Genomic DNA, 18,042 nt, shown 5'->3' with positions numbered 1-18,042 from the left:
ACAAAGCCTTGCTGAAAAATCAGCTGTTTATGTTAGGATGAAAAGCAATCTAACCCAACAATTACAATAGGCTCGGACGTCATGAAACTTTCCTCAATTCCTGTCGTGAAACTTCCTCTGGTTGATGTCAGCACGGATCCGCTTGATTTACTCGTGACAGGTTTGGCTTTGCGTATGAAGCAGCTAGCCCGTACCAGCCCTAAATTTATTGAGTTGGTTCATGAGCGTCAGTTCCGCATCCAGATTGGTACCGATACCGGTTTTGCCCGCCAGATTATTGTCAATAATGGCGACATTGATACCGTGTCGGGTGATGCTGAAAAAGCCGATTTTATTTTGCAGTTCGCCGACAGCGAGCAGGGCGTGAAAACCCTGATGAAAGGCGATCCGACTGCCTTTATGACCGGCATGCAAAATGGCACCATTAAAATGGAAGGTGATTTTGGTCTGCTGGTCTGGTTTAACCAGGTGGCGAAACTGGTACCACCAAAGCTGCCGAAACCGGTCAAAGAAAAAATTAAAATGGCGCGTCAGTTTATTAAGCAGAAAACTGGTAAATCAATCTGATTGCTGCGTCGAAACGCCCAAGAAAAAGGTCTTCCAGTGGAAGACCTTTTTTATGCACCAAGCATTGGCTTATTCAATTTCCAGCTGAAAGGTCACCGGCCCGTCATTGACCAGATGCACTTTCATATCGGCGGCAAAAATACCGGTTTCTACCTGTGCAAACTGGCTTTTGGCATAGTCCACCAGCTGATCATACAGTTCTTTGGCTTGCGCGGGGGGCATCGCCGGGCCAAAGTCAGGGCGTAAACCTTTCTGGGTCTGGGCCATCAGGGTAAACTGCGATACCAGTAAAATACCGCCGCCGGCCTGGCTGACATTCCAGCCCATCTTGCCCTGTTCATCATCAAAAAAGCGATATTTCAGGATTTTATCAATCAGCTTTTTGCCTTTGTCCAGATTATCGTCTTTGCCCAAACCTAAAAAAACCAGAATACCGTGCTGAATTTCTCCGGTTGTTTCACCCTCAACAACGACTTTGGCTTCTAGCACTCGCTGTAATAATGCGCGCATATTTGACTCAAAAACTGAAAATTATGTGCATTGTACAAGAACCGCAGCAAGTCTGCAGATTAGCTCTGCTTAAAATGTATTCTAATCTATTGACTATATTTGATAATATTTTAAATAATCTAAAAACACGATTGAATTTATAAAAATTATCAGTTTTATCTATTTTTTACTCTCGAGTATCTTAGCCCATGCAGGAAAGGTAATAAATTGAGAGATTTAGAAATGTTTAAGCGTTCATTACTGGTTGCAATGCTTGCAACTGTCACAGCCGCACAAGCTGCCCCATTAACTAAAGATAACGGCGCGCCAGTGGGGGATAACCAGAACTCGATCACTGCTGGTCCAAATGGTTCCGTTTTACTTCAAGATGTACAATTAGTTCAAAAATTACAACGTTTTGGTCGTGAGCGTATTCCTGAGCGTGTGGTACATGCGCGTGGTACGGGTGCCTATGGTGAATTCGTTGCAACCAAAGACCTATCTGATCTGACCCTTGCTTCATTGTTCAAAGCCGGTACTAAAACTCCAGTTTTCCTACGTTTCTCTACCGTAATTCATGGTAAAGGCTCACCAGAGACCCTACGTGACCCACATGGTTTCGCAGTGAAGTTCTACACACAAGAAGGTAACTGGGACTTGGTCGGTAACCAGACACCGGTCTTCTTTATCCGTGATGCGATCAAATTCCCAGACTTCATTCATGCCATGAAGCCAAGCCCGGTGACTAACGTACAAGATGCCAACCGTGTGTTTGATTTCTTGTCGAGCCAGCCATGGGCAACCAACATGCTGACCTATGTATACGGCAAGCAAGGTGTTCCAACCAGCTACCGCGAACAGGACGGTTTTGGGGTTCACGCTTACAAACTGTATAACGACAAAGGCGAATACAAGTACGTGAAATTCAACTTCCGTTCTAAACAAGGCGTGAAGGGCTTGAACGTGAAAGAAGCGGCTGAGCAGCAAGGTAAAGATTTCAACCATTTGACCAATGATCTTTATAACAACATCTATGCAGGTAACTTCCCGAAATGGGATCTGTATATTCAGGTGCTTGATCCTAAAGACCTGGGCAAGTTTGATTTCGATCCGCTAGATCCAACTAAAATCTGGCCAACTGAGCTGGTTCCAGAAACTAAAGTCGGTACCTTGACCCTGAACCGTATGCCGAAGAACTTCTTCAATGAAACTGAACAGTCAGCATTTGCGCCAGGTAACCTGGTTCCAGGTATCGAGCCATCAGAAGACCGTCTGTTACAAGGCCGTATCTTCTCTTATTCAGATACACAAATGTACCGTCTGGGTGCAAATCATCAGCAGATTCCAGTCAACCGTCCAGTGGTAAATGTGAACAACAATAACCAGGATGGCTACATGAATGTATCTGAGCGTGACTCAGATGTGAACTATGAGCCAAGCCGTAAAGAGCCAAAAGCTGCCACTGAAAAAGCACGTGCGGTACAAACACCATTATCTGGTCATGTACAGCAAATTGGCGTGAAAGAGCAGAACTTCAAGCAGGCAGGTGAGCTGTACCGTTCATACACAGCTAAAGAGAAAGATGACCTGATCATGAACTTGGCTGCTGACTTAGGTGCAGTGAAAGATTCAGAAACCAAGCACATCATGTTGTCTTATTTCTACAAGGCAGATGCAGACTACGGTACCCGTATGACCAAAGCGGTGAACGGTAACCTGGCGACGGTTAAAGCTAAAGCTGCAAAATTAAAAGACTAATCTCGATTGGTCTTGAGGAACTGGTGACTAGGGTATAGCGCATCACCTCCGAAAAGTCCTGTAAAACTCCAAACCTTTCCTGCACCCTAGGGGGAGTTTTACAGGCACCTCTTTATTTTGCCGATTCAGACAGGAGCAGCAAGATGCGTATTTTCACCATGCTCTGTGCCGGACTGTTCAGCCTGGGAGTAGGCGCAGCACCAGCCTGGGCACAAGCAGATTCATTCTCGGCCACAAGCCAAACCGTAGCATCATCTGCCGCACAAGAGCTGATTGATCTGTTTTTTGCGGCTGCCCGCAGTGGCCAGCATGACGTGATTCAGGAATTTTTACAGCACGGTTTTCCGGTCGATGTCCGTAATTCGGCCGGTTTTACGCCATTAATGATGGCGACGTATTATGGCCATCAGCCAATTGTCAGCACCTTGCTGGCCTATGGCGCCGACCGCTGTGCACGTGACCAGAAAGGTCATACCGCGCTAATGGCAGCCATTGTAAAAGCCGAGTGGGGTATTGCCCGGCAGTTACGTCAGGTCGATTGTGATGCTCACGCGGTCCAGACCGGCCAGCTGACTGCCGAAGAATTTGCCCGGGTATTTGGCCAACAGCAGCAATTTCAGAAGCTGAGTGAGGACTAGCCGAGCGCCAGGTTCTTACCCAATGGTCGATACAAAAGGTTAAATATCGCTGTAAAAATTATGCTTTAATGCAAGGAGTACAGCAAAAACGAACTCTTATGGCACCAATCATCCACTCTTTGCTTGATACCGACTTGTACAAATTTACCATGCTACAGGTGGTCTTACATAAATTCCCGCAAACCCACAGTGTCTATCATTTCCGCTGCCGTAATCTGGAAGATACGGTCTATCCACTGGCGGATATTCTGGATGATTTAAATGCACAGCTGGATCATTTGTGCCGCCTGAAATTTAGCGAAGATGAACTGCAGTATTTGCGCAGTTTACGCTTTATCAAAAGCGACTTTGTCGATTATCTGGAACTGTTCCAGCTCAAGCGCCGTTTTATTCGTGCCGGCATCGACAGTGAAGGGCGTCTGGATATTGTGATAGAAGGCCCGATGGTTCAGGCCATGATGTTCGAGATTTTTGTGCTGGCCATTGTCAATGAGCTGTATTTCAGCCGTATTCGCAGTGACGAGGTGCTGGCCGAAGGTGAACGCCGTCTACAGGCCAAAGTGGCCTTGGTGCAGCAATATGCCGCCGAGCAGAATCCGGAAGATCCGCCATTTCTGGTTTCGGATTTTGGTACACGCCGCCGTTACAGCTTTGCCTGGCAAAAGCATGTGGTGCAGCAGATTAATGCCGCCGCGCCGGGTGTATTCCGCGGCACCAGCAATGTGCTGCTGGCCAAACAGCTTGGCATTACTCCAATTGGCACCATGGCGCATGAATTTTTACAGGCCTTTCAGGCGCTGGATGTGCGTTTACGTGACTTCCAGAAAGCGGCGCTGGAAACCTGGGTACAGGAATATCGGGGTGACTTGGGGATTGCCCTGACCGATGTGGTCGGGATGGATGCCTTCCTGCGTGATTTTGACCTGTATTTTGCCAAACTGTTTGATGGCCTGCGCCATGACAGTGGTGACCCGTATAGCTGGGGCGACAAAGCCTATGCCCATTATAAAAAGCTGAAAATTGACAGCAAAACCAAGATGCTGACCTTTAGTGATGGCCTGACCTTGGAAAAAGCCTGGGCGCTACACAACTACTTTAAAGACCGCTTTCAGGTCAGTTTCGGGATTGGCACCAACCTAACCAATGATATGGGACAAACTCCGCTGAATATTGTGTTAAAGCTGGTGGAATGTAACCGTCAGTCGGTGGCCAAAATTTCCGACAGTCCGGGCAAAACCATGACCGACAACGACACCTTCCTCGCTTATTTGCGTCAGGTGTTTGATATTCAGGAATAAGCAAAAATACAGGCCAGGTCCAGTACAAAGGCTGGACCTCGTCCTCTCCCTGATGGCGGGTTGACCTCTATCCATTTTTCTGCGCAAGGAATGCAGAAATTCAGGATAATCCTAAAAATGACTTGTGCTAACATCAGGGACAAGGATAGTGATAAAACATACAACCACGATGAATGATGCCACGATCAATTTCGGTCTGTTGATTGAAGCCGAAGACCTGGTGCCCTATTTAGGCAGTGAAAAATTACGTATTGTCGATTTAAGCCGCAACTCGGTCTATGAACAGCTGCATATTCCACATGCGCTACATGTAAAGCCAAAACTATTGCTGCGTCAGGAAGAGTATGCTTCGGGTTTATTGCCGGAGCAGGACGGCCTGGAAGAACTGATCCGCTATTTAAATATTTCCCCTGAGCATCATGTGGTGGCCTATGACGATGAAGGCGGAGCCTGGGCCGGGCGTTTGCTGTGGAATTTACATTGTTTAGGTTTTGAAAACACTAGCCTGCTCAATGGCGGGATTCATGCCTGGCTGGCGGCCGGTCTGCCGACCTCGTCGGAGCTGCCGAGCTTTGCGCCGGTTGAGCATTTGGTGCCGGTACAGCTGAATGATCAGTATCAAATTCAATATGATGCGTTATTAGAGCAGGTACAAAGTGCTGAACTGCAACTCTGGGATTGCCGCACTGCAGAAGAATATAGCGGACAGCGACTGGCGGCGCGACGCGGCGGTCACATGCCGGGCGCCCGACATTTCGAGTGGAGTACTGCCCTTGACCGCGAAAATCATTTAAAATTGCATCCGCTAGAACGCACGCAGCAACGTCTGGAACAACTTGGCTTTGATTTAAGCCAACCGGTGGTGGTGTACTGCCAGTCTCATCATCGTTCCGGTCTGGCCTATATTCTGGGACGTTTACTGGGTTGGCCAATCCGGGCGTATGCAGGTGCGTGGAGTGAATGGGGCAATCGCCTCGACAGTCCTATCATTACCGGAGAGTTGCCGTCTTGAGCCTCACATCTCGTTTAAAAAAACAATTATTTATTCAGGCCCAGCGCGTGGTACCCCAGCACCAGTTGTCTCGTGTGGTGGGTAAAATTGCTGCCAGTGAACACCCGATGGTGAAAAACGCAGTAATTCAGGCATTTAAAATGCAGTACGGAATTGATATGTCGATTGCCGAGCAAGGCAATGCCCTGAAATTCAAATCCTTTAATGAATTCTTTACCCGTGCCTTAAAAGATGGGGTGCGTGTGGTCGATGCCGATCCGAACAGCATTGTTTCTCCGGCTGATGGCGCGATTTCCCAGCTGGGTAAAATTGAAGATGGTGCAATTTTTCAGGCCAAAGGCCAGAACTTTACGGTTGAAAACCTGATTGCCGATCCGCAGCTGGCCGAGCCATTTAAAAATGGTCAGTTTGCCACCGTGTATTTATCACCGCGGGATTATCACCGGGTGCATATGCCATTTGCCGGTACCTTAACTGAAACTCTGTATGTACCGGGCGAGCTGTTTTCAGTGAACCAGACCACGGCAGAACATATTCCGGGACTGTTTGCCCGTAATGAACGCATGGTCTGCCTGTTTGATACCGAGATGGGCCGGATGGCGGTGGTGCTGGTGGGTGCCATGATTGTGGCCGGTATTGAAACGGTTGCCACCGGCAAGGTCAAACCATCGGGCCGTTTGGAGCTGAACCAGCATGACCTGTTCCTGGAAAAAGGCGCCGAATTAGGCCGTTTCTATCTCGGTTCTACCGCAGTGATTTTATTTGAACAGGATAAAATGCAGTGGGATGCGCAGTATCAGGCCAATTCTCTGGTGGAAATGGGCAAAGCCATGGGTCATCGCCTCTAAGCTGTTTGTATTGAAATGAAAAATGCCCGGATTAATCCGGGCATTTTTATGGGTATTCGGTTTAAAGGCTATACAGCCGTTCTTTGGGAAAGACGGCCTTAAAGGTTGAGCCGCTATTTTCTTTGGACTCGACTTCTAAATGGGCATTGTGCTGCATCAAGACATGCTTGACGATGGCCAGCCCTAAACCGGTACCGCCGGTCTGACGGCTACGCGCGCTATCTACCCGATAAAAACGTTCGGTTAGACGCGGCAGGTGTTTCGGATCAATGCCGATGCCGGTGTCCTGCACGCTAAAATAGCCATGCTCGCCATCATCATGCCAGCCAATGGTAATGGTGCCGCCTTTCGGGGTGTATTTGATGGCGTTGGTAATTAAATTGCTAAAGGCACTGGCCAGTTCCATATCGGAGCCAATCAGGTCGCAATGACTGTCGATATCCAGATTCAGGGTATGGCCATAATCAATATTGTAGGCATGCGCATCATCAAACAGCTGGTTCATCAGACTTGGCATGTCAATAATCTGGTTTTTAGCAATGGTCTTTTCATTTTCCAGACGCGACAGCAGCAGCAGGTCATTGACCAGCGCATTCATACGCCGGGTTTGCGACTGCATCTGTTCAAAGGCACGTTTCCAGCGCGGATTCATGTCTTCCTGGTCGGTAAAGGTTTCAATATAGCCACTCAGTACGGTCAGCGGGGTGCGTAATTCGTGCGAGATATTGTCGACAAAGTCTTTGCGCATCTGTTCCAGATTGTGCATCCGGGTCATGTCATGTGCCACCAGCAGGCGGCTTTCGCCACCAAAGCGGGTCATTTTGACCTGCACATAGTGTTCATCCAGCACGGTCGATTTGATTTTCAAGCCATCTGGTGCCTGATCAATATGATGAAAATATTCAATAAATGCCGGTTGGCGCAAAATGGTTAAAATATTGCGACCACGATCCAGTGGCTGAATGCCGAGCAGGCGCTCTGCTGCCGGGTTCCACCATTCGATCTGATGGTTATCATCAATCAGCACTACCGCTTCGGCCAGGGCCACTAGTGACGACTGAGCGCGGTCAATCAGCCCGACCATTTCGGCCTGGACAATACGTTCCTGACGCTGCGAGCGGTAGACATTAAATAATAAAGCCCCCCAAATGCCATGCAAATTGGGGGGAACATCATAGGGACGGTTGGCAATCCAGTCATTGACCAGATAGAGGGAGCGCATTTGGGTGGCGAAAAACGCCAGAAAGCCAATAAAAATACAGATCCAGAACTGTTCGATCCCGAGACCAATAAAACCTGCAATTACTAAAAAAAAGATCAGTAAACGGAGATCTTGTTTGGCAAAAGTCCACAAACTGCTGTAACGGACATTCTTGTGGTCACGGGCCAGTTCGGGGACAGGGTATGGTTCATACATAAAAAGCGATTAACCTAAGGCGACATCCGCACGGGTTGAGAAACGGTATCCAGTGCCACGAACCGTTTGTACAAAGCGGTCTGCGCCAAATGGCTCCAGCACCTTGCGTAAACGACGAATATGCACATCAATGGTACGATCCTCAATATATACGTTGCCACCCCAGACCTGGTCAAGTAGTTGTGCACGGGTATAGGCACGTTCCGGATGCGTCATAAAGAAGGCCAAAAGACGATATTCGGTTGGACCCATGTCCAGAATGTTGTCGCCAAAGCTGACGCGCTGGCTGACCGGATCTAGAATCAGGCCGTTGGCATCAATGGTTTTTTCACCATTCAGGGCATTGGCACGGCGCAGTACGGCTTTGATGCGTGATACCAGCTCACGGGTAGAAAACGGTTTGGTCATGTAGTCGTCGGCACCGGCATCCAGACCCTGAACCTTGTGGTCTTCTTCACCGCGTGCAGTCAGCATGATCACCGGAATTTCCGCCAGGTTTTCATCACGTTTTAAACGACGACATAAATCAACACCGCTGACACCGCCAGGCATCATCCAGTCCAGCAAAATCAGTGCCGGGCGTTGATCGACGATCATCTGATGCGCCTGTTTGGCATCTTCGGCCTGTAAGCAATGAAAGCCGGCCATATCCAATGAGGTATGGATCATCTCTCGGATTGGAAGTTCATCATCGACAATTAAAATGTAGTCATCTTTCACAACGCAATACCCTATAAGTGAACGGTGAACCGTTTATATTTATGACAGGCTTATTACAAAGATTAATTATGACAGTATCATTGCAGAAAGGGCAGACAGCGCTATTTTCGCAATGTTTTGTGACAATTTTTTGTACAGAATGGGCTGAATCCGGAATTCATTTAAAAAAATTTAAATAAAAGATTCAAATATTTAATTTTTCTTGCAGTTTGATGACAGGGATTCAGGCTTTTTTGCTACTTTCTGGCTCCGCTTCGGAAAAATGTTCGAGCAGGGAAATGAACACCACGCTACAGGCGCTGAGCACTTCATCCATTGACTGCTTAAAGCCGCTCATGACCCAGCGGATGGCAATTTGGGTGACATAACCGTTCAGGCCGCTGGCAATTAATGACAGTTCGCGTTCTGAATGCTGCAGGTTTGGCATCATTAGCATGACAAAGGCCTGAATCATGCGGTCAAAGCGCGCCATGCTTTCCTGAATGGTGGCCTGGTTGTGCAGTTCCTGTACCAGCATGGCATCAATATAAATAATCCGAGCCATCTGCGGGTTGTCTTTGAGCGTAGTCAGCAGGGCAGTTAAACCGGCTTCAATCATTTTTTGCGGATTGGTCGAGGCCTGCATGATGGCCTGCATCACATTGTGTTGCAGTGCATCAATCAGCTGTAAAAAAATGGTCTGGAACAGGTCTTCACTTTTTTTGAAGGATTCGTAGAAATAGCGCTCGGTGAGTTTGGCCTCGGTACAAATATCTTTCACCGTGACCGCAAAAAAACCATGCGTGCCATAGGCGTGCAGGCCGGCTTCAATCAGTTTTTCCCGGCGTAGCTGTTTGCGCTCGCTCAGCGATAATCCTTTAAATTGGCGCTCTTTATTTTGGGTATTCTGCGCATTTGGGGGAGCGGGGTGTTGTGCTTCGGTCATAGTAAAAAGGCCAGTTCACATCCTATATTGCTATAGATTAACAAGATTTTGCGCTAAGTGCGAAGTTTGGCATTCAGATTTGAACGCAGCAGACAGAAATCTGCGGGCTTTTGCGTTGACAATGATTATTGTCAAAATTATATTTGAGTGGTGAAATTGAAGTGCGCTGCCGTGCCTGAGGGACGCAGCCAGACCATCCATAAAAAGGAAGCGGAATGAAAAATTTTAAAAATAAAGTCGCGGCGATTACCGGAGCAGGTTCAGGCATTGGCCAGCAGCTGGCCGTCTTATTGGCCCAGCAGGGCTGTCATTTGTCTTTAAGTGATGTCAATGAAGAAGGTTTGGCTAAAACCAAAGCCTTGCTGAGTGATTATAACGTGCGAGTGACCACGGCGCAGGTGGATGTGGCAGATCGGGCGGCCATGAAGCACTGGGCTGAACAGACCGTGCAGGATCATGGCTCAGTCAATATGATTTTTAACAATGCCGGGGTGGCCTTAGGATCGACCGTTGAAGGCGCCTCTTACGAAGACCTGGAGTGGATTGTCGGGATTAATTTCTGGGGCGTGGTGCATGGCACCAAAGAATTTTTGCCGTATATCAAACAGACTGGTGATGGCCATATTGTCAATATTTCCAGCCTGTTCGGGATTACTGCGCAGCCGACCCAATCGGCCTATAACGCGACCAAATTTGCGGTACGTGGTTATACCGAGTCGTTACGTCAGGAACTGGATATCCAGAACTGTGGCGTGAGTGCGCTGTGTGTGCATCCGGGCGGGATTCGGACCAATATTGCCAACGCCGCGAAAATGAATGACAGTCTGAGCAGTCTGGGCATGAATTCAGAAAAGTCGATACGCTCCTTCAATAAATTATTGCGTTATCCGGCAGAGCATGCGGCACGCGATATTCTGGATGCGGTTTTAAAAGATAAACGCCGTTTATTGATTGGCAATGATGCCAAAGCCATTGATTTAATTCAGCGGATTGTCCCTAGTGGCTATCAGCGGGTGATGGCGGTGGCGACCCAGCTGGGCAAAGGCCGTAAATAAACTGTATTTTAAAGAAGCCTGCGTTAAGCGGGCTTTTTTGTGGCTGTTCAGCATATTTCATTTTTTATTTATCTGAAATTCAGAATAAAACTGTCAAGTTTTTGACAGATTTGAATAAGTCGTTTTGACATCATCAGCTCATCCCGAGTGGAAACCTTTAAAAACATCAAAAGAGAAATGAAGGAAATTTAATATGAGCTATGACTATCAACATATTCAGGTCAAACCGATTAATGGCCGTATTGGCGCTGAGATTCAGGGTATTCAATTATCTTCGCAATTAGCGCAAGCGGTGATTCAGGAAATTAATCAGGCGCTATCTCCTGCCCTCAAATCAACACCTCAATGGTCTTTTTCTTCCAGACAAACTGATAATACAGACCCTGTAAAATACACAGACTGACAAAGGCCAGCGCATAGGCATACCAGATGCCTTGTAATCCCCAGCACTGACTAAACAGATAGGCACACGGCACTTCAATCAGCAAAATTGCCAGCACATTAATAATCATTGGCACCGTGACAGTCCCGCTGGCGCGCATAATCGAAGCGAAAATGGCACTGGCCCCAAAGAACAAAATTGACCACAGCACAATAAACAGCAGCTGCTGGCCCAGCTCGACCACCTGCGGGTCGGTAATAAACAGCGCCATTAAATATTTCGAGAATAAATAGGCCAGTACCACCAGCATCCCGGTAATCATCAGGTTCATACCCAAAGCAGTACGTGTGACTTTGGCCAGTAAATCGGATTTGCCGGCCCCAATCGCCTGTGCACCAAAAATAGACGCAGCAATGGCAATCGACAGCGCCGGGAACTGAATATAGTTCAGCACCTGATTCACCGCACCATAGGCCGCTGTGGCTTCAGCGCCATAACGGTTGACCAGCCCAACAATCACCAGACCCGCTACCGACGTGGTCACCATCTGAATGCCGGTCGGAATGCCCAGACGTAAAATAATCTTGCTCAAGATCGGTTGATGGCGAATATTTTTCAGCAATTGCCAATCCGGTCGCAGCGGATGGTTTTTCTTGTTCAGATACACCGCCAGAAAAATCAGCACCGCCAGATAACCAATAATGGTTGCAATGGCCGGAGCAATAATCCCCAGACGTGGAAAACCAAAATAGCCGGCAATCAGCACCGGGGTAATAAACAGCCCGATCAGGCTGGTCATGCCTAAGGCAATTAGGGGGGTAATACTGTCGCCCACGCCGCGTAAAATAGAGGTGTAAATAATATAGACAAACAGCAGCGGACTGCCGGCCAGCATCCATTGCACATAGGGCAACGACAGATGCATCACCTGCGGATCGGTACCTAAGGCTAGCAGAATGGATTTGGCGAAAATCACGCCTAAAATTGCAATGATGGTACCGCCAATAAGGGTCATAAACAGGGTCGAGCCGACCACACAACGCACTTTTTCAATATTCTGCGCGCCCCAGGCTTGGCCAACCAGCACGGTTGAACCCGCGGAAAGCCCGATCACAAAAGCCATCAAACAGAACAGAATCGGGAAAAATACCGCCACTGCTGCAATGGCATCGACACCCATCATCTGGCCAACAAAGACGGTGTTGATGGTGCCAGACAGGTTTTGCAGAATATTGGTGGCAATCAGCGGCAGCAGGAAAATCAGGAAGGTTTTCCAGAGCTTGTGTTGATTCACCAAAGGTTGATGCTGCGGCATGAGCAATCCTGTAACCGGTTTATGATCGTGTGCATGAATGGCTTTACCCTAGCATGAGCCTGTAGCAAAAAGCCTTAGCAATTGCGTAACTTAGCTGATCTTACGTACTCGTGTTAACAGGCCGAGAAAATTTCTGCGGCCCGATCCAGCGTTTCATCTTTTTTGGCAAAACAGACCCGAATCAGGCGTAAATCATCCGGTGGGGTCTGATAAAAAGCAGAAATCGGAATCGCCACAATCTTGTGCTGCTCGGCCAGATACTGGCACATCTGCAGATCGTTTAAATCCGGGCGGATGGCGCGATAGTCCAGATTCTGGAAATAGGTGCCTTGCGCGGGAATCCACTGAAAACGGGAGTGCTGGATACCGGCCTGAAAGCGGTCGCGTTTGGCCTGATAGAACGCGGCCAGTTCAGCAATATGTTCCGGATGCTGTTGCATAAATTGTGCCAGCGCGACTTGCACCGGGGTCACACCACAGAAATTGGCAAACTGATAAACCTGCCGGAACAACTGCATCAAAGCCGGTGAAGCCATGCAATAACCGGTTTTCCAGCCGGTGACATGAAAAGTTTTACCAAAAGAACCAATCACAAAACTGCGCTCGTGCAGGGCCGGAAAATCAAGCGCTGAATAATGCTGCTGGCCGTCATAGACCAGATGTTCATAGACCTCATCGGACAGTACGACAATATTGCGATCCTGAATCAGCTCAATCAGGGTCTGCCAGTCCTCGGCTGACCACAGCGTACCGCTCGGGTTATGCGGGGTATTGACGATGATCATGCGGGTACGATCATGAATGGCATCTTTGACCTGATTCCAGTCGACCTGAAAATGGGGCGGCTGCAAGGCCAGATGGATAGCTTTCCCGCCGGCCAGTTGCACGGTGGGTGCATAACTGTCATAGCTGGGATCAAAAATAATGACTTCATCCCCGGCCTGCACCACCGCCTGAATGGCACAGAAAATGGCAATAGTCGCGCCGGCGGTAATGCTAATTTCGGTGTGAGGATCAAACGAACGACCAGTCTGTTGCTGCTTTTGCACAGCCAGCTGTTCTCTGAGCAATAACAGTCCATCACCGGGTGGATACTGGTTCTGGCCCTCTAATGTCGCCTGACACAGGGCCTCCAGCAGGGCCGGTGGGGCCGGAAAATCGGGGAAACCCTGTGACACATTCAGGGCATTCAGGCGCTGAGCCAGGGTGGTCATGACACTAAAAATGGTCACGCCAAGCGCAGGAAGTTTAGATTGAAGTTCAAGCATGACCATTGACTACCGTTATTGTGTATACACATCGCATGATAAGCCGCCATCCGCCAGCAATTGAAGCAGTGGGCGAAAAAAACTGAATTAAATCAATTCGACCAGCGCCCGGATAATCCCCAGTGCCAGACCAATAAAGGCCCCCACCACCACGCCATTGACCCGGATCATATGCAGGTCGCCGCCGACTTCGTTTTCAATTTTGCCAATCATCTGGCGTGAATCCCATTCATGAATCCGCTCACTAATAAAACGGATCACTTTTTCACTGTACTGGTCAGAGAGATTGACGGCGATGCCGCTCATTTTGTCATTCAGCAACTGGCGTACGGCGCCGTTACTGATAATGTTCTCACCGACCTGCTGAATGGCCACGCGCAGGTTTTCCGCAATACCGGAATCGGGTTTTTCCAGATCTGCCCGGATTGCATCACACAAAATCACCACTGCACCACTAATAAAATTCAGCACTTGCGGACTGTCCAGCAAGGCATTTTTGGTCTGGTTCAGGCGTTGGCTGGCGGCACTGTCCTGATCGGCCAGCTGTTGCATCAGCTGATGCGCCATATCTTCCACTTTTTGTCGCCACGGATGATCGGGATCGGCCAGCATCGAATCGACCCGTTCCAGTAAAGAGTCGATGGTGCGCTGCTGTACATCAATACCAATCCAGCTGGCACCTCTGGCCAGACGCCACACGCCCAGTTCTTTAAACAGGGTGCGGGTCAGCTCGCGGGTTTCTTCCGGATGTTGCAGCATCCAGTCATGCGCCAGATCCAGCCCGCGTTGCAGCACATCCTGATGGAAATCATTTTCCAGCACTGCGCGCAGCATTTCACTGGCCAGATAATTAATGTCAGTATTTTTGACCCATTGCACGCTGTTGTTCTGGATAAAGCGGCCAATCTGTTCCTGCCCGACAAATTCAAAAATCTTCGGTACGGTCTGTTGAATTAGCTGGCTGACCTGCTGGTTGTTCTGTGGATTGGCCAGCCATTTACCCACGGCCAGCGATACATCGGTATTGTGCAGGCTGCGCTGTACAATTTGCGGTGACAGGAAATTTTCCTGAACAAAACGTCCCATCGATTCGGCAATACGGTCTTTGTTGCGCGGAATAATTTCAGTATGGTCCCGCAGAAACTTGGGAATGGGCAGCCGGCCAAAGGGATTACGAAACAGCACAGTAATCGCATACCAGTCAGCCAGCCCGCCGACCACGCCAGCTTCAGCCGACAGCATCAGAATATGAATCAGCCAGATATAGTCGGGCAGCAGTTTGGCCAGCACCATTAAACAGATCCAGGCCAGCACGGCCGTGATCAGGGCCATGGTGGCAAAACGCTTGCTGCGTTGCAGGTTTGGAGAAGTCGGTGCTGGCGCTGTCTGCATGCATGTTTCCCTAGTTTGAAGTGGCTACCGGTGGCTGTAACACCTGACCGCCTGGACTGAGCCCGTATTTTCCACCCAGTGACTGCAAGATCAGGCGAGCATCAAAGGCATCACTTGGGGCGCTTTTTTGATCTTTATAACATTGAATCGTATAGGAAACCTGAATCGGGTCAACATTAATGACCTGCGGGTAGTCATAAAATGGGTCAGGCCAGAAAGCCGGATGGCGACGATAATAGCCATAAGGATAAAAGCTCGGTGCCGGATAGACCACAGCCTGACGCGGTGGCTGCTGGCTGCGGTTACTTGGATCATCCAGCACTTTAAAGAAGGTATGGCCCTGTTGCAGCGTGGTTTGCGCAGCTTTGACCAGGGTAATTTCTTCGGCGGTGCCAAAGCTCATGTTGGGACGGGCCTGAAAACTGATGCGATAGGTCTGGCTGTTCAGCGGCGTCACCGAATATTGACCCAGCTGGTCAAAGGTCAGCGGCTTGGATGGTGTGGTGGCACAGCCGCCCAGCAGCAGACTGAGCCCGAGGCCTAAACCAAGAATTAGATGTTTCATGCTGTTCTCCTGTGAAGATACTGCAAGGGGAGAATGAACCGCGTTTTAATTAAAAACTGCTGTTCGGTTGGGTCAGGAACTCCAATTCTTCTGCGCTTGATTGGCGTCCCAATATTTGATTGCGATGTGGATAACGGCCAAAGCGCTCAATAATAACTTTATGTTGCTTTTCAAAATCCAGATTTTCAGGGTTGCCCAGCCGTTGAAACAGTTTCAGGGCAAATTCATGGATTATCTGCGATTCACTGTGCATAAATGGCATGTATAAAAAACTGCGCTGCTCCGGACTCAGCTGCTGATCCAGTTTCAGGCTGATGGCTTCCTGAGCCAAAGCCAGCGCCAGTGCATCCTGCGAAAATGCACGCGGAGAATTGCGGTATAAATTACGTGAAAACTGATCCAGTACAATGATTTCGGCCAGCCGTCCTTCGGCACTGCTGCGCCACGACCACAGCTCGGCCTGACTGGCCGCCGTATGCGTGGCCTGAAAGCGCTCCGCAATCAGCCGGTCAAAGTCATCACTTTTGGCAAACCACTGCGGGCGGTGGGCTGCATCAAACCAGAAATCCAAAATATCTTGATAATTCATATGTTTTATGAAGTCGCTGCGGTATAGGATAATAAAATCACAAATTTCACATGTCTTATAGAGCAACTTTGTGATAAAAAATTGCCAAAAATAAAGTTGTGGGTTTGTTTGAAAACTATACAGGATGTAATGTGCCGGCACTAAATCGCGTTATACTGATATAAACCGATGATTTTCTTTAGTAGTTTTTTGCGATAAGCGAGATTGTAATGAGTCAACCCGAATCGACCTCTCAAGATACTTTAACGACTTGGGTGGATTCTTCGCTACTGCGCGGCATGTTGCGCGGTATTGAGCGTGAAAGCCTGCGTATGCAAAGCAATGGATTTCTCTCTCAGGCAGCCCATCCGCAGGGCTTGGGTTCGGCACTGACTCATCCGCATATCACCACCGATTATTCCGAAGCATTAATGGAGTTTATTACTCCGCCGCAGGACAGTATTCCTGGTGCACTGAATTATTTAAGCGATATTCATGCCGTGGTGCACCGTCAGCTGGAACATGAAGAAAAACTCTGGCCACTGTCAATGCCGTGTATGCTGGATGATGCCGAAGAACGCATTCCGCTGGCGCAATATGGCAGCTCCAATATTGGCCGTTTCAAGACCTTATACCGTCATGGTTTGGGGGTACGCTATGGACGCCGGATGCAGACCATTTCCGGGGTACATTATAATCTGTCTTTCCCGGATGCTTTATTTGAAGCGCTACAACAGCAAGAAAGCGATGAGGCACTCAAAAATCTGAGCCTGCAGGATTATCGCAGCCATCGCTATTTCGGTTTAATCCGTAATTTTATTCGCCTGACTCCACTGGTGATGCTGGTGGTCGGTGCCAGTCCATCGGTGTGTCAGTGTTTTATGACCGGCCGTGAACATCATTTGCTGCCACTGGTACGCGGCACGCTGTTCCTGCCGTATGCCACCGCCTTGCGCATGGGCCGTTTTGGTTATCAGAATTCGGCGCAAAAACAGCTCGGGATTCACTATAACAACCTGAGTGGTTATTTAGAGGGTCTGCAAAAAGCCGTCAAAACCCCGTATCAGCCATTTAGCCGTTTGGGCCTGAATGATGCACAGGGTGAGCCGATTCAGATCAATGATCACGTGCTGCAAATTGAAAACGAATACTACAGTCTGGTGCGTCCAAAACAGGTGCCGCAGGCGGGTGAAACGCCATCGCAGGCGCTGGCCAATCGGGGTGTTGGCTATGTCGAATTACGCGCGGTCGATGTCAATCCGTATAGCCCGATCGGGATTGATGAACACACCGCCGGCTTCCTGGAAGTGCTGGCACTGTACTGTCTGCTGAAAGACAGTCCGGCGTTATTGGATGATGAACAGGACATTATTGAGCGCAATCAGGCCGAAGTCGTGAATCGTGGCCGTGCGCCAAATGCCACCATTTTGGCAGATGGCCAGTCCTATCTGATTGAAGACTGGAGCCGTAGTCATGTTCAGGCCATGCAGCCTTTGGCTGAACTGCTGGATCAGGCCTATACCACCACGCTATATAGTCAGGGTCTGGCGACCATGCTCGGCCGGATTGATGAAGTCGATGCGACTCTATCGGCGCAGGTGATTGAGGATACCTTACATCAGGGCGGCACCTGGAACTTTGGCAGCCATATGGCGCAGCAACATGCTGACGTCTATCAGGCGCATGTATTAAGCCCGGAAACGCTGGCCTATTTTGAAGAAATGGCCCAGCAATCATTGCAACAACAACAGCAACTTGAGCAGGAACAGACCTTGAGTTTTGAGCAGTTCCTGACTCAGTACCGATAAAAATAGAAAGAGGATTG

General features: G+C 48.9%; 17 protein-coding genes. 8 read left to right on the top strand and 9 right to left on the bottom strand.

Features of this window, described 5'->3' with window-relative positions; genetic code table 11:
* Positions 1 to 81: 81 nt before the first annotated feature.
* Complete coding sequence (locus FTU69_RS04750; RefSeq protein WP_016658700.1) at positions 82 to 567, top strand: hypothetical protein; 486 nt, start codon at positions 82 to 84, stop codon at positions 565 to 567.
* A 69-nt stretch (positions 568 to 636) separates the two neighbouring features.
* Here the strand turns inward: FTU69_RS04750 and dtd are convergent, their stop codons facing one another.
* A complete protein-coding gene (gene dtd / locus FTU69_RS04745; protein WP_180046852.1) occupies positions 637 to 1,077 on the bottom strand; it encodes a D-aminoacyl-tRNA deacylase in 441 nt (146 codons plus the stop codon).
* 222 nt (positions 1,078 to 1,299) lie between these two features.
* On the opposite strand from dtd, the gene FTU69_RS04740 reads away from it, so the two are divergent.
* From FTU69_RS04740 to asd, 5 genes are all read left to right on the top strand, one after another.
* On the top strand, positions 1,300 to 2,814 hold the full coding sequence (locus FTU69_RS04740; protein WP_005180906.1) for a catalase: 1,515 nt from the start codon (positions 1,300 to 1,302) through the stop codon (positions 2,812 to 2,814).
* Between the two features lie 143 nt (positions 2,815 to 2,957).
* Positions 2,958 to 3,452, top strand: coding sequence for an ankyrin repeat domain-containing protein (locus FTU69_RS04735; RefSeq protein ID WP_171431540.1), 495 nt, complete (start codon positions 2,958 to 2,960; stop codon positions 3,450 to 3,452).
* A 98-nt stretch (positions 3,453 to 3,550) separates the two neighbouring features.
* Complete coding sequence (pncB, locus tag FTU69_RS04730; protein ID WP_180103557.1) at positions 3,551 to 4,750, top strand: nicotinate phosphoribosyltransferase; 1,200 nt, start codon at positions 3,551 to 3,553, stop codon at positions 4,748 to 4,750.
* A gap of 169 nt (positions 4,751 to 4,919) precedes the next feature.
* Positions 4,920 to 5,762, top strand: coding sequence for a sulfurtransferase (locus FTU69_RS04725; RefSeq protein WP_005180899.1), 843 nt, complete (start codon positions 4,920 to 4,922; stop codon positions 5,760 to 5,762).
* A complete protein-coding gene (gene asd, locus FTU69_RS04720) occupies positions 5,759 to 6,610 on the top strand; it encodes an archaetidylserine decarboxylase (protein WP_005180897.1) in 852 nt (283 codons plus the stop codon). Before FTU69_RS04725 ends, asd begins: the two co-directional genes overlap by 4 nt.
* 61 nt (positions 6,611 to 6,671) lie before the next feature.
* Here the strand turns inward: asd and phoR are convergent, their stop codons facing one another.
* From phoR to FTU69_RS04705, 3 genes are all read right to left on the bottom strand, one after another.
* Positions 6,672 to 8,027: a phosphate regulon sensor histidine kinase PhoR gene (phoR, locus tag FTU69_RS04715; protein ID WP_016658705.1), complete on the bottom strand. Its 1,356-nt coding sequence runs from the start codon at positions 8,025 to 8,027 to the stop codon at positions 6,672 to 6,674.
* Between the two features lie 9 nt (positions 8,028 to 8,036).
* Positions 8,037 to 8,747 (bottom strand): phosphate regulon transcriptional regulator PhoB, encoded by a 711-nt coding sequence (phoB, locus tag FTU69_RS04710; protein WP_005180894.1) that lies wholly within the window; start codon positions 8,745 to 8,747, stop codon positions 8,037 to 8,039.
* 223 nt (positions 8,748 to 8,970) lie between these two features.
* Positions 8,971 to 9,672: a TetR/AcrR family transcriptional regulator gene (locus FTU69_RS04705; protein ID WP_005180893.1), complete on the bottom strand. Its 702-nt coding sequence runs from the start codon at positions 9,670 to 9,672 to the stop codon at positions 8,971 to 8,973.
* 215 nt (positions 9,673 to 9,887) lie between these two features.
* On the opposite strand from FTU69_RS04705, the gene FTU69_RS04700 reads away from it, so the two are divergent.
* The gene (locus tag FTU69_RS04700; RefSeq protein ID WP_016658706.1) at positions 9,888 to 10,727 is read left to right on the top strand and encodes an SDR family oxidoreductase; all 840 of its coding nucleotides are present in this window, start codon (positions 9,888 to 9,890) and stop codon (positions 10,725 to 10,727) included.
* 329 nt (positions 10,728 to 11,056) lie between these two features.
* On the opposite strand, the gene FTU69_RS04695 is transcribed toward FTU69_RS04700, so the two are convergent.
* From FTU69_RS04695 to FTU69_RS04675, 5 genes are all read right to left on the bottom strand, one after another.
* Entirely contained in the window at positions 11,057 to 12,424 is a 1,368-nt protein-coding gene (locus FTU69_RS04695) for an MATE family efflux transporter (protein ID WP_180103556.1), read from the bottom strand.
* Positions 12,425 to 12,537: 113 nt separating this feature from the next.
* Positions 12,538 to 13,692 (bottom strand): methionine aminotransferase, encoded by a 1,155-nt coding sequence (locus FTU69_RS04690; protein ID WP_168384472.1) that lies wholly within the window; start codon positions 13,690 to 13,692, stop codon positions 12,538 to 12,540.
* An 87-nt stretch (positions 13,693 to 13,779) separates the two neighbouring features.
* A complete protein-coding gene (locus FTU69_RS04685; protein WP_180103555.1) occupies positions 13,780 to 15,084 on the bottom strand; it encodes a DUF445 domain-containing protein in 1,305 nt (434 codons plus the stop codon).
* A 10-nt stretch (positions 15,085 to 15,094) separates the two neighbouring features.
* The gene (locus FTU69_RS04680; RefSeq protein WP_005180882.1) at positions 15,095 to 15,649 is read right to left on the bottom strand and encodes a hypothetical protein; all 555 of its coding nucleotides are present in this window, start codon (positions 15,647 to 15,649) and stop codon (positions 15,095 to 15,097) included.
* 49 nt (positions 15,650 to 15,698) lie between these two features.
* Positions 15,699 to 16,238, bottom strand: coding sequence for a DUF924 family protein (locus tag FTU69_RS04675; RefSeq protein ID WP_168396978.1), 540 nt, complete (start codon positions 16,236 to 16,238; stop codon positions 15,699 to 15,701).
* A gap of 209 nt (positions 16,239 to 16,447) precedes the next feature.
* Here FTU69_RS04675 and gshA point away from each other — a divergent pair, with 209 nt between their 5' ends.
* Positions 16,448 to 18,025, top strand: coding sequence for a glutamate--cysteine ligase (gene gshA / locus FTU69_RS04670; protein WP_180103554.1), 1,578 nt, complete (start codon positions 16,448 to 16,450; stop codon positions 18,023 to 18,025).
* Positions 18,026 to 18,042: the final 17 nt, after the last annotated feature.

The organism is Acinetobacter sp. YH12134, assembly GCF_013418555.1.
GTDB lineage: Bacteria > Pseudomonadota > Gammaproteobacteria > Pseudomonadales > Moraxellaceae > Acinetobacter > Acinetobacter indicus.
The sequence above is the reverse complement of the archived record's forward strand: the minus strand, read 5'-3'. Positions and strand labels throughout refer to the sequence as shown.

Excerpts from the sequence above, each read along its gene's own strand:
- FTU69_RS04750 (WP_016658700.1), top strand. The coding sequence starts at position 82 with ATGAAACTTTCCTCAATTCCTGTCGTGAAACTTCCTCTGGTTGATGTC.
- dtd (WP_180046852.1), bottom strand. The coding sequence starts at position 1,077 with ATGCGCGCATTATTACAGCGAGTGCTAGAAGCCAAAGTCGTTGTTGAG.
- FTU69_RS04740 (WP_005180906.1), top strand. The coding sequence starts at position 1,300 with ATGTTTAAGCGTTCATTACTGGTTGCAATGCTTGCAACTGTCACAGCC.
- FTU69_RS04735 (WP_171431540.1), top strand. The coding sequence starts at position 2,958 with ATGCGTATTTTCACCATGCTCTGTGCCGGACTGTTCAGCCTGGGAGTA.
- pncB (WP_180103557.1), top strand. The coding sequence starts at position 3,551 with ATGGCACCAATCATCCACTCTTTGCTTGATACCGACTTGTACAAATTT.
- FTU69_RS04725 (WP_005180899.1), top strand. The coding sequence starts at position 4,920 with ATGAATGATGCCACGATCAATTTCGGTCTGTTGATTGAAGCCGAAGAC.
- phoR (WP_016658705.1), bottom strand. The coding sequence starts at position 8,027 with ATGTATGAACCATACCCTGTCCCCGAACTGGCCCGTGACCACAAGAAT.
- FTU69_RS04705 (WP_005180893.1), bottom strand. The coding sequence starts at position 9,672 with ATGACCGAAGCACAACACCCCGCTCCCCCAAATGCGCAGAATACCCAA.
- FTU69_RS04700 (WP_016658706.1), top strand. The coding sequence starts at position 9,888 with ATGAAAAATTTTAAAAATAAAGTCGCGGCGATTACCGGAGCAGGTTCA.
- FTU69_RS04695 (WP_180103556.1), bottom strand. The coding sequence starts at position 12,424 with ATGCCGCAGCATCAACCTTTGGTGAATCAACACAAGCTCTGGAAAACC.
- FTU69_RS04690 (WP_168384472.1), bottom strand. The coding sequence starts at position 13,692 with ATGCTTGAACTTCAATCTAAACTTCCTGCGCTTGGCGTGACCATTTTT.
- FTU69_RS04685 (WP_180103555.1), bottom strand. The coding sequence starts at position 15,084 with ATGCAGACAGCGCCAGCACCGACTTCTCCAAACCTGCAACGCAGCAAG.
- FTU69_RS04680 (WP_005180882.1), bottom strand. The coding sequence starts at position 15,649 with ATGAAACATCTAATTCTTGGTTTAGGCCTCGGGCTCAGTCTGCTGCTG.
- FTU69_RS04675 (WP_168396978.1), bottom strand. The coding sequence starts at position 16,238 with ATGAATTATCAAGATATTTTGGATTTCTGGTTTGATGCAGCCCACCGC.
- gshA (WP_180103554.1), top strand. The coding sequence starts at position 16,448 with ATGAGTCAACCCGAATCGACCTCTCAAGATACTTTAACGACTTGGGTG.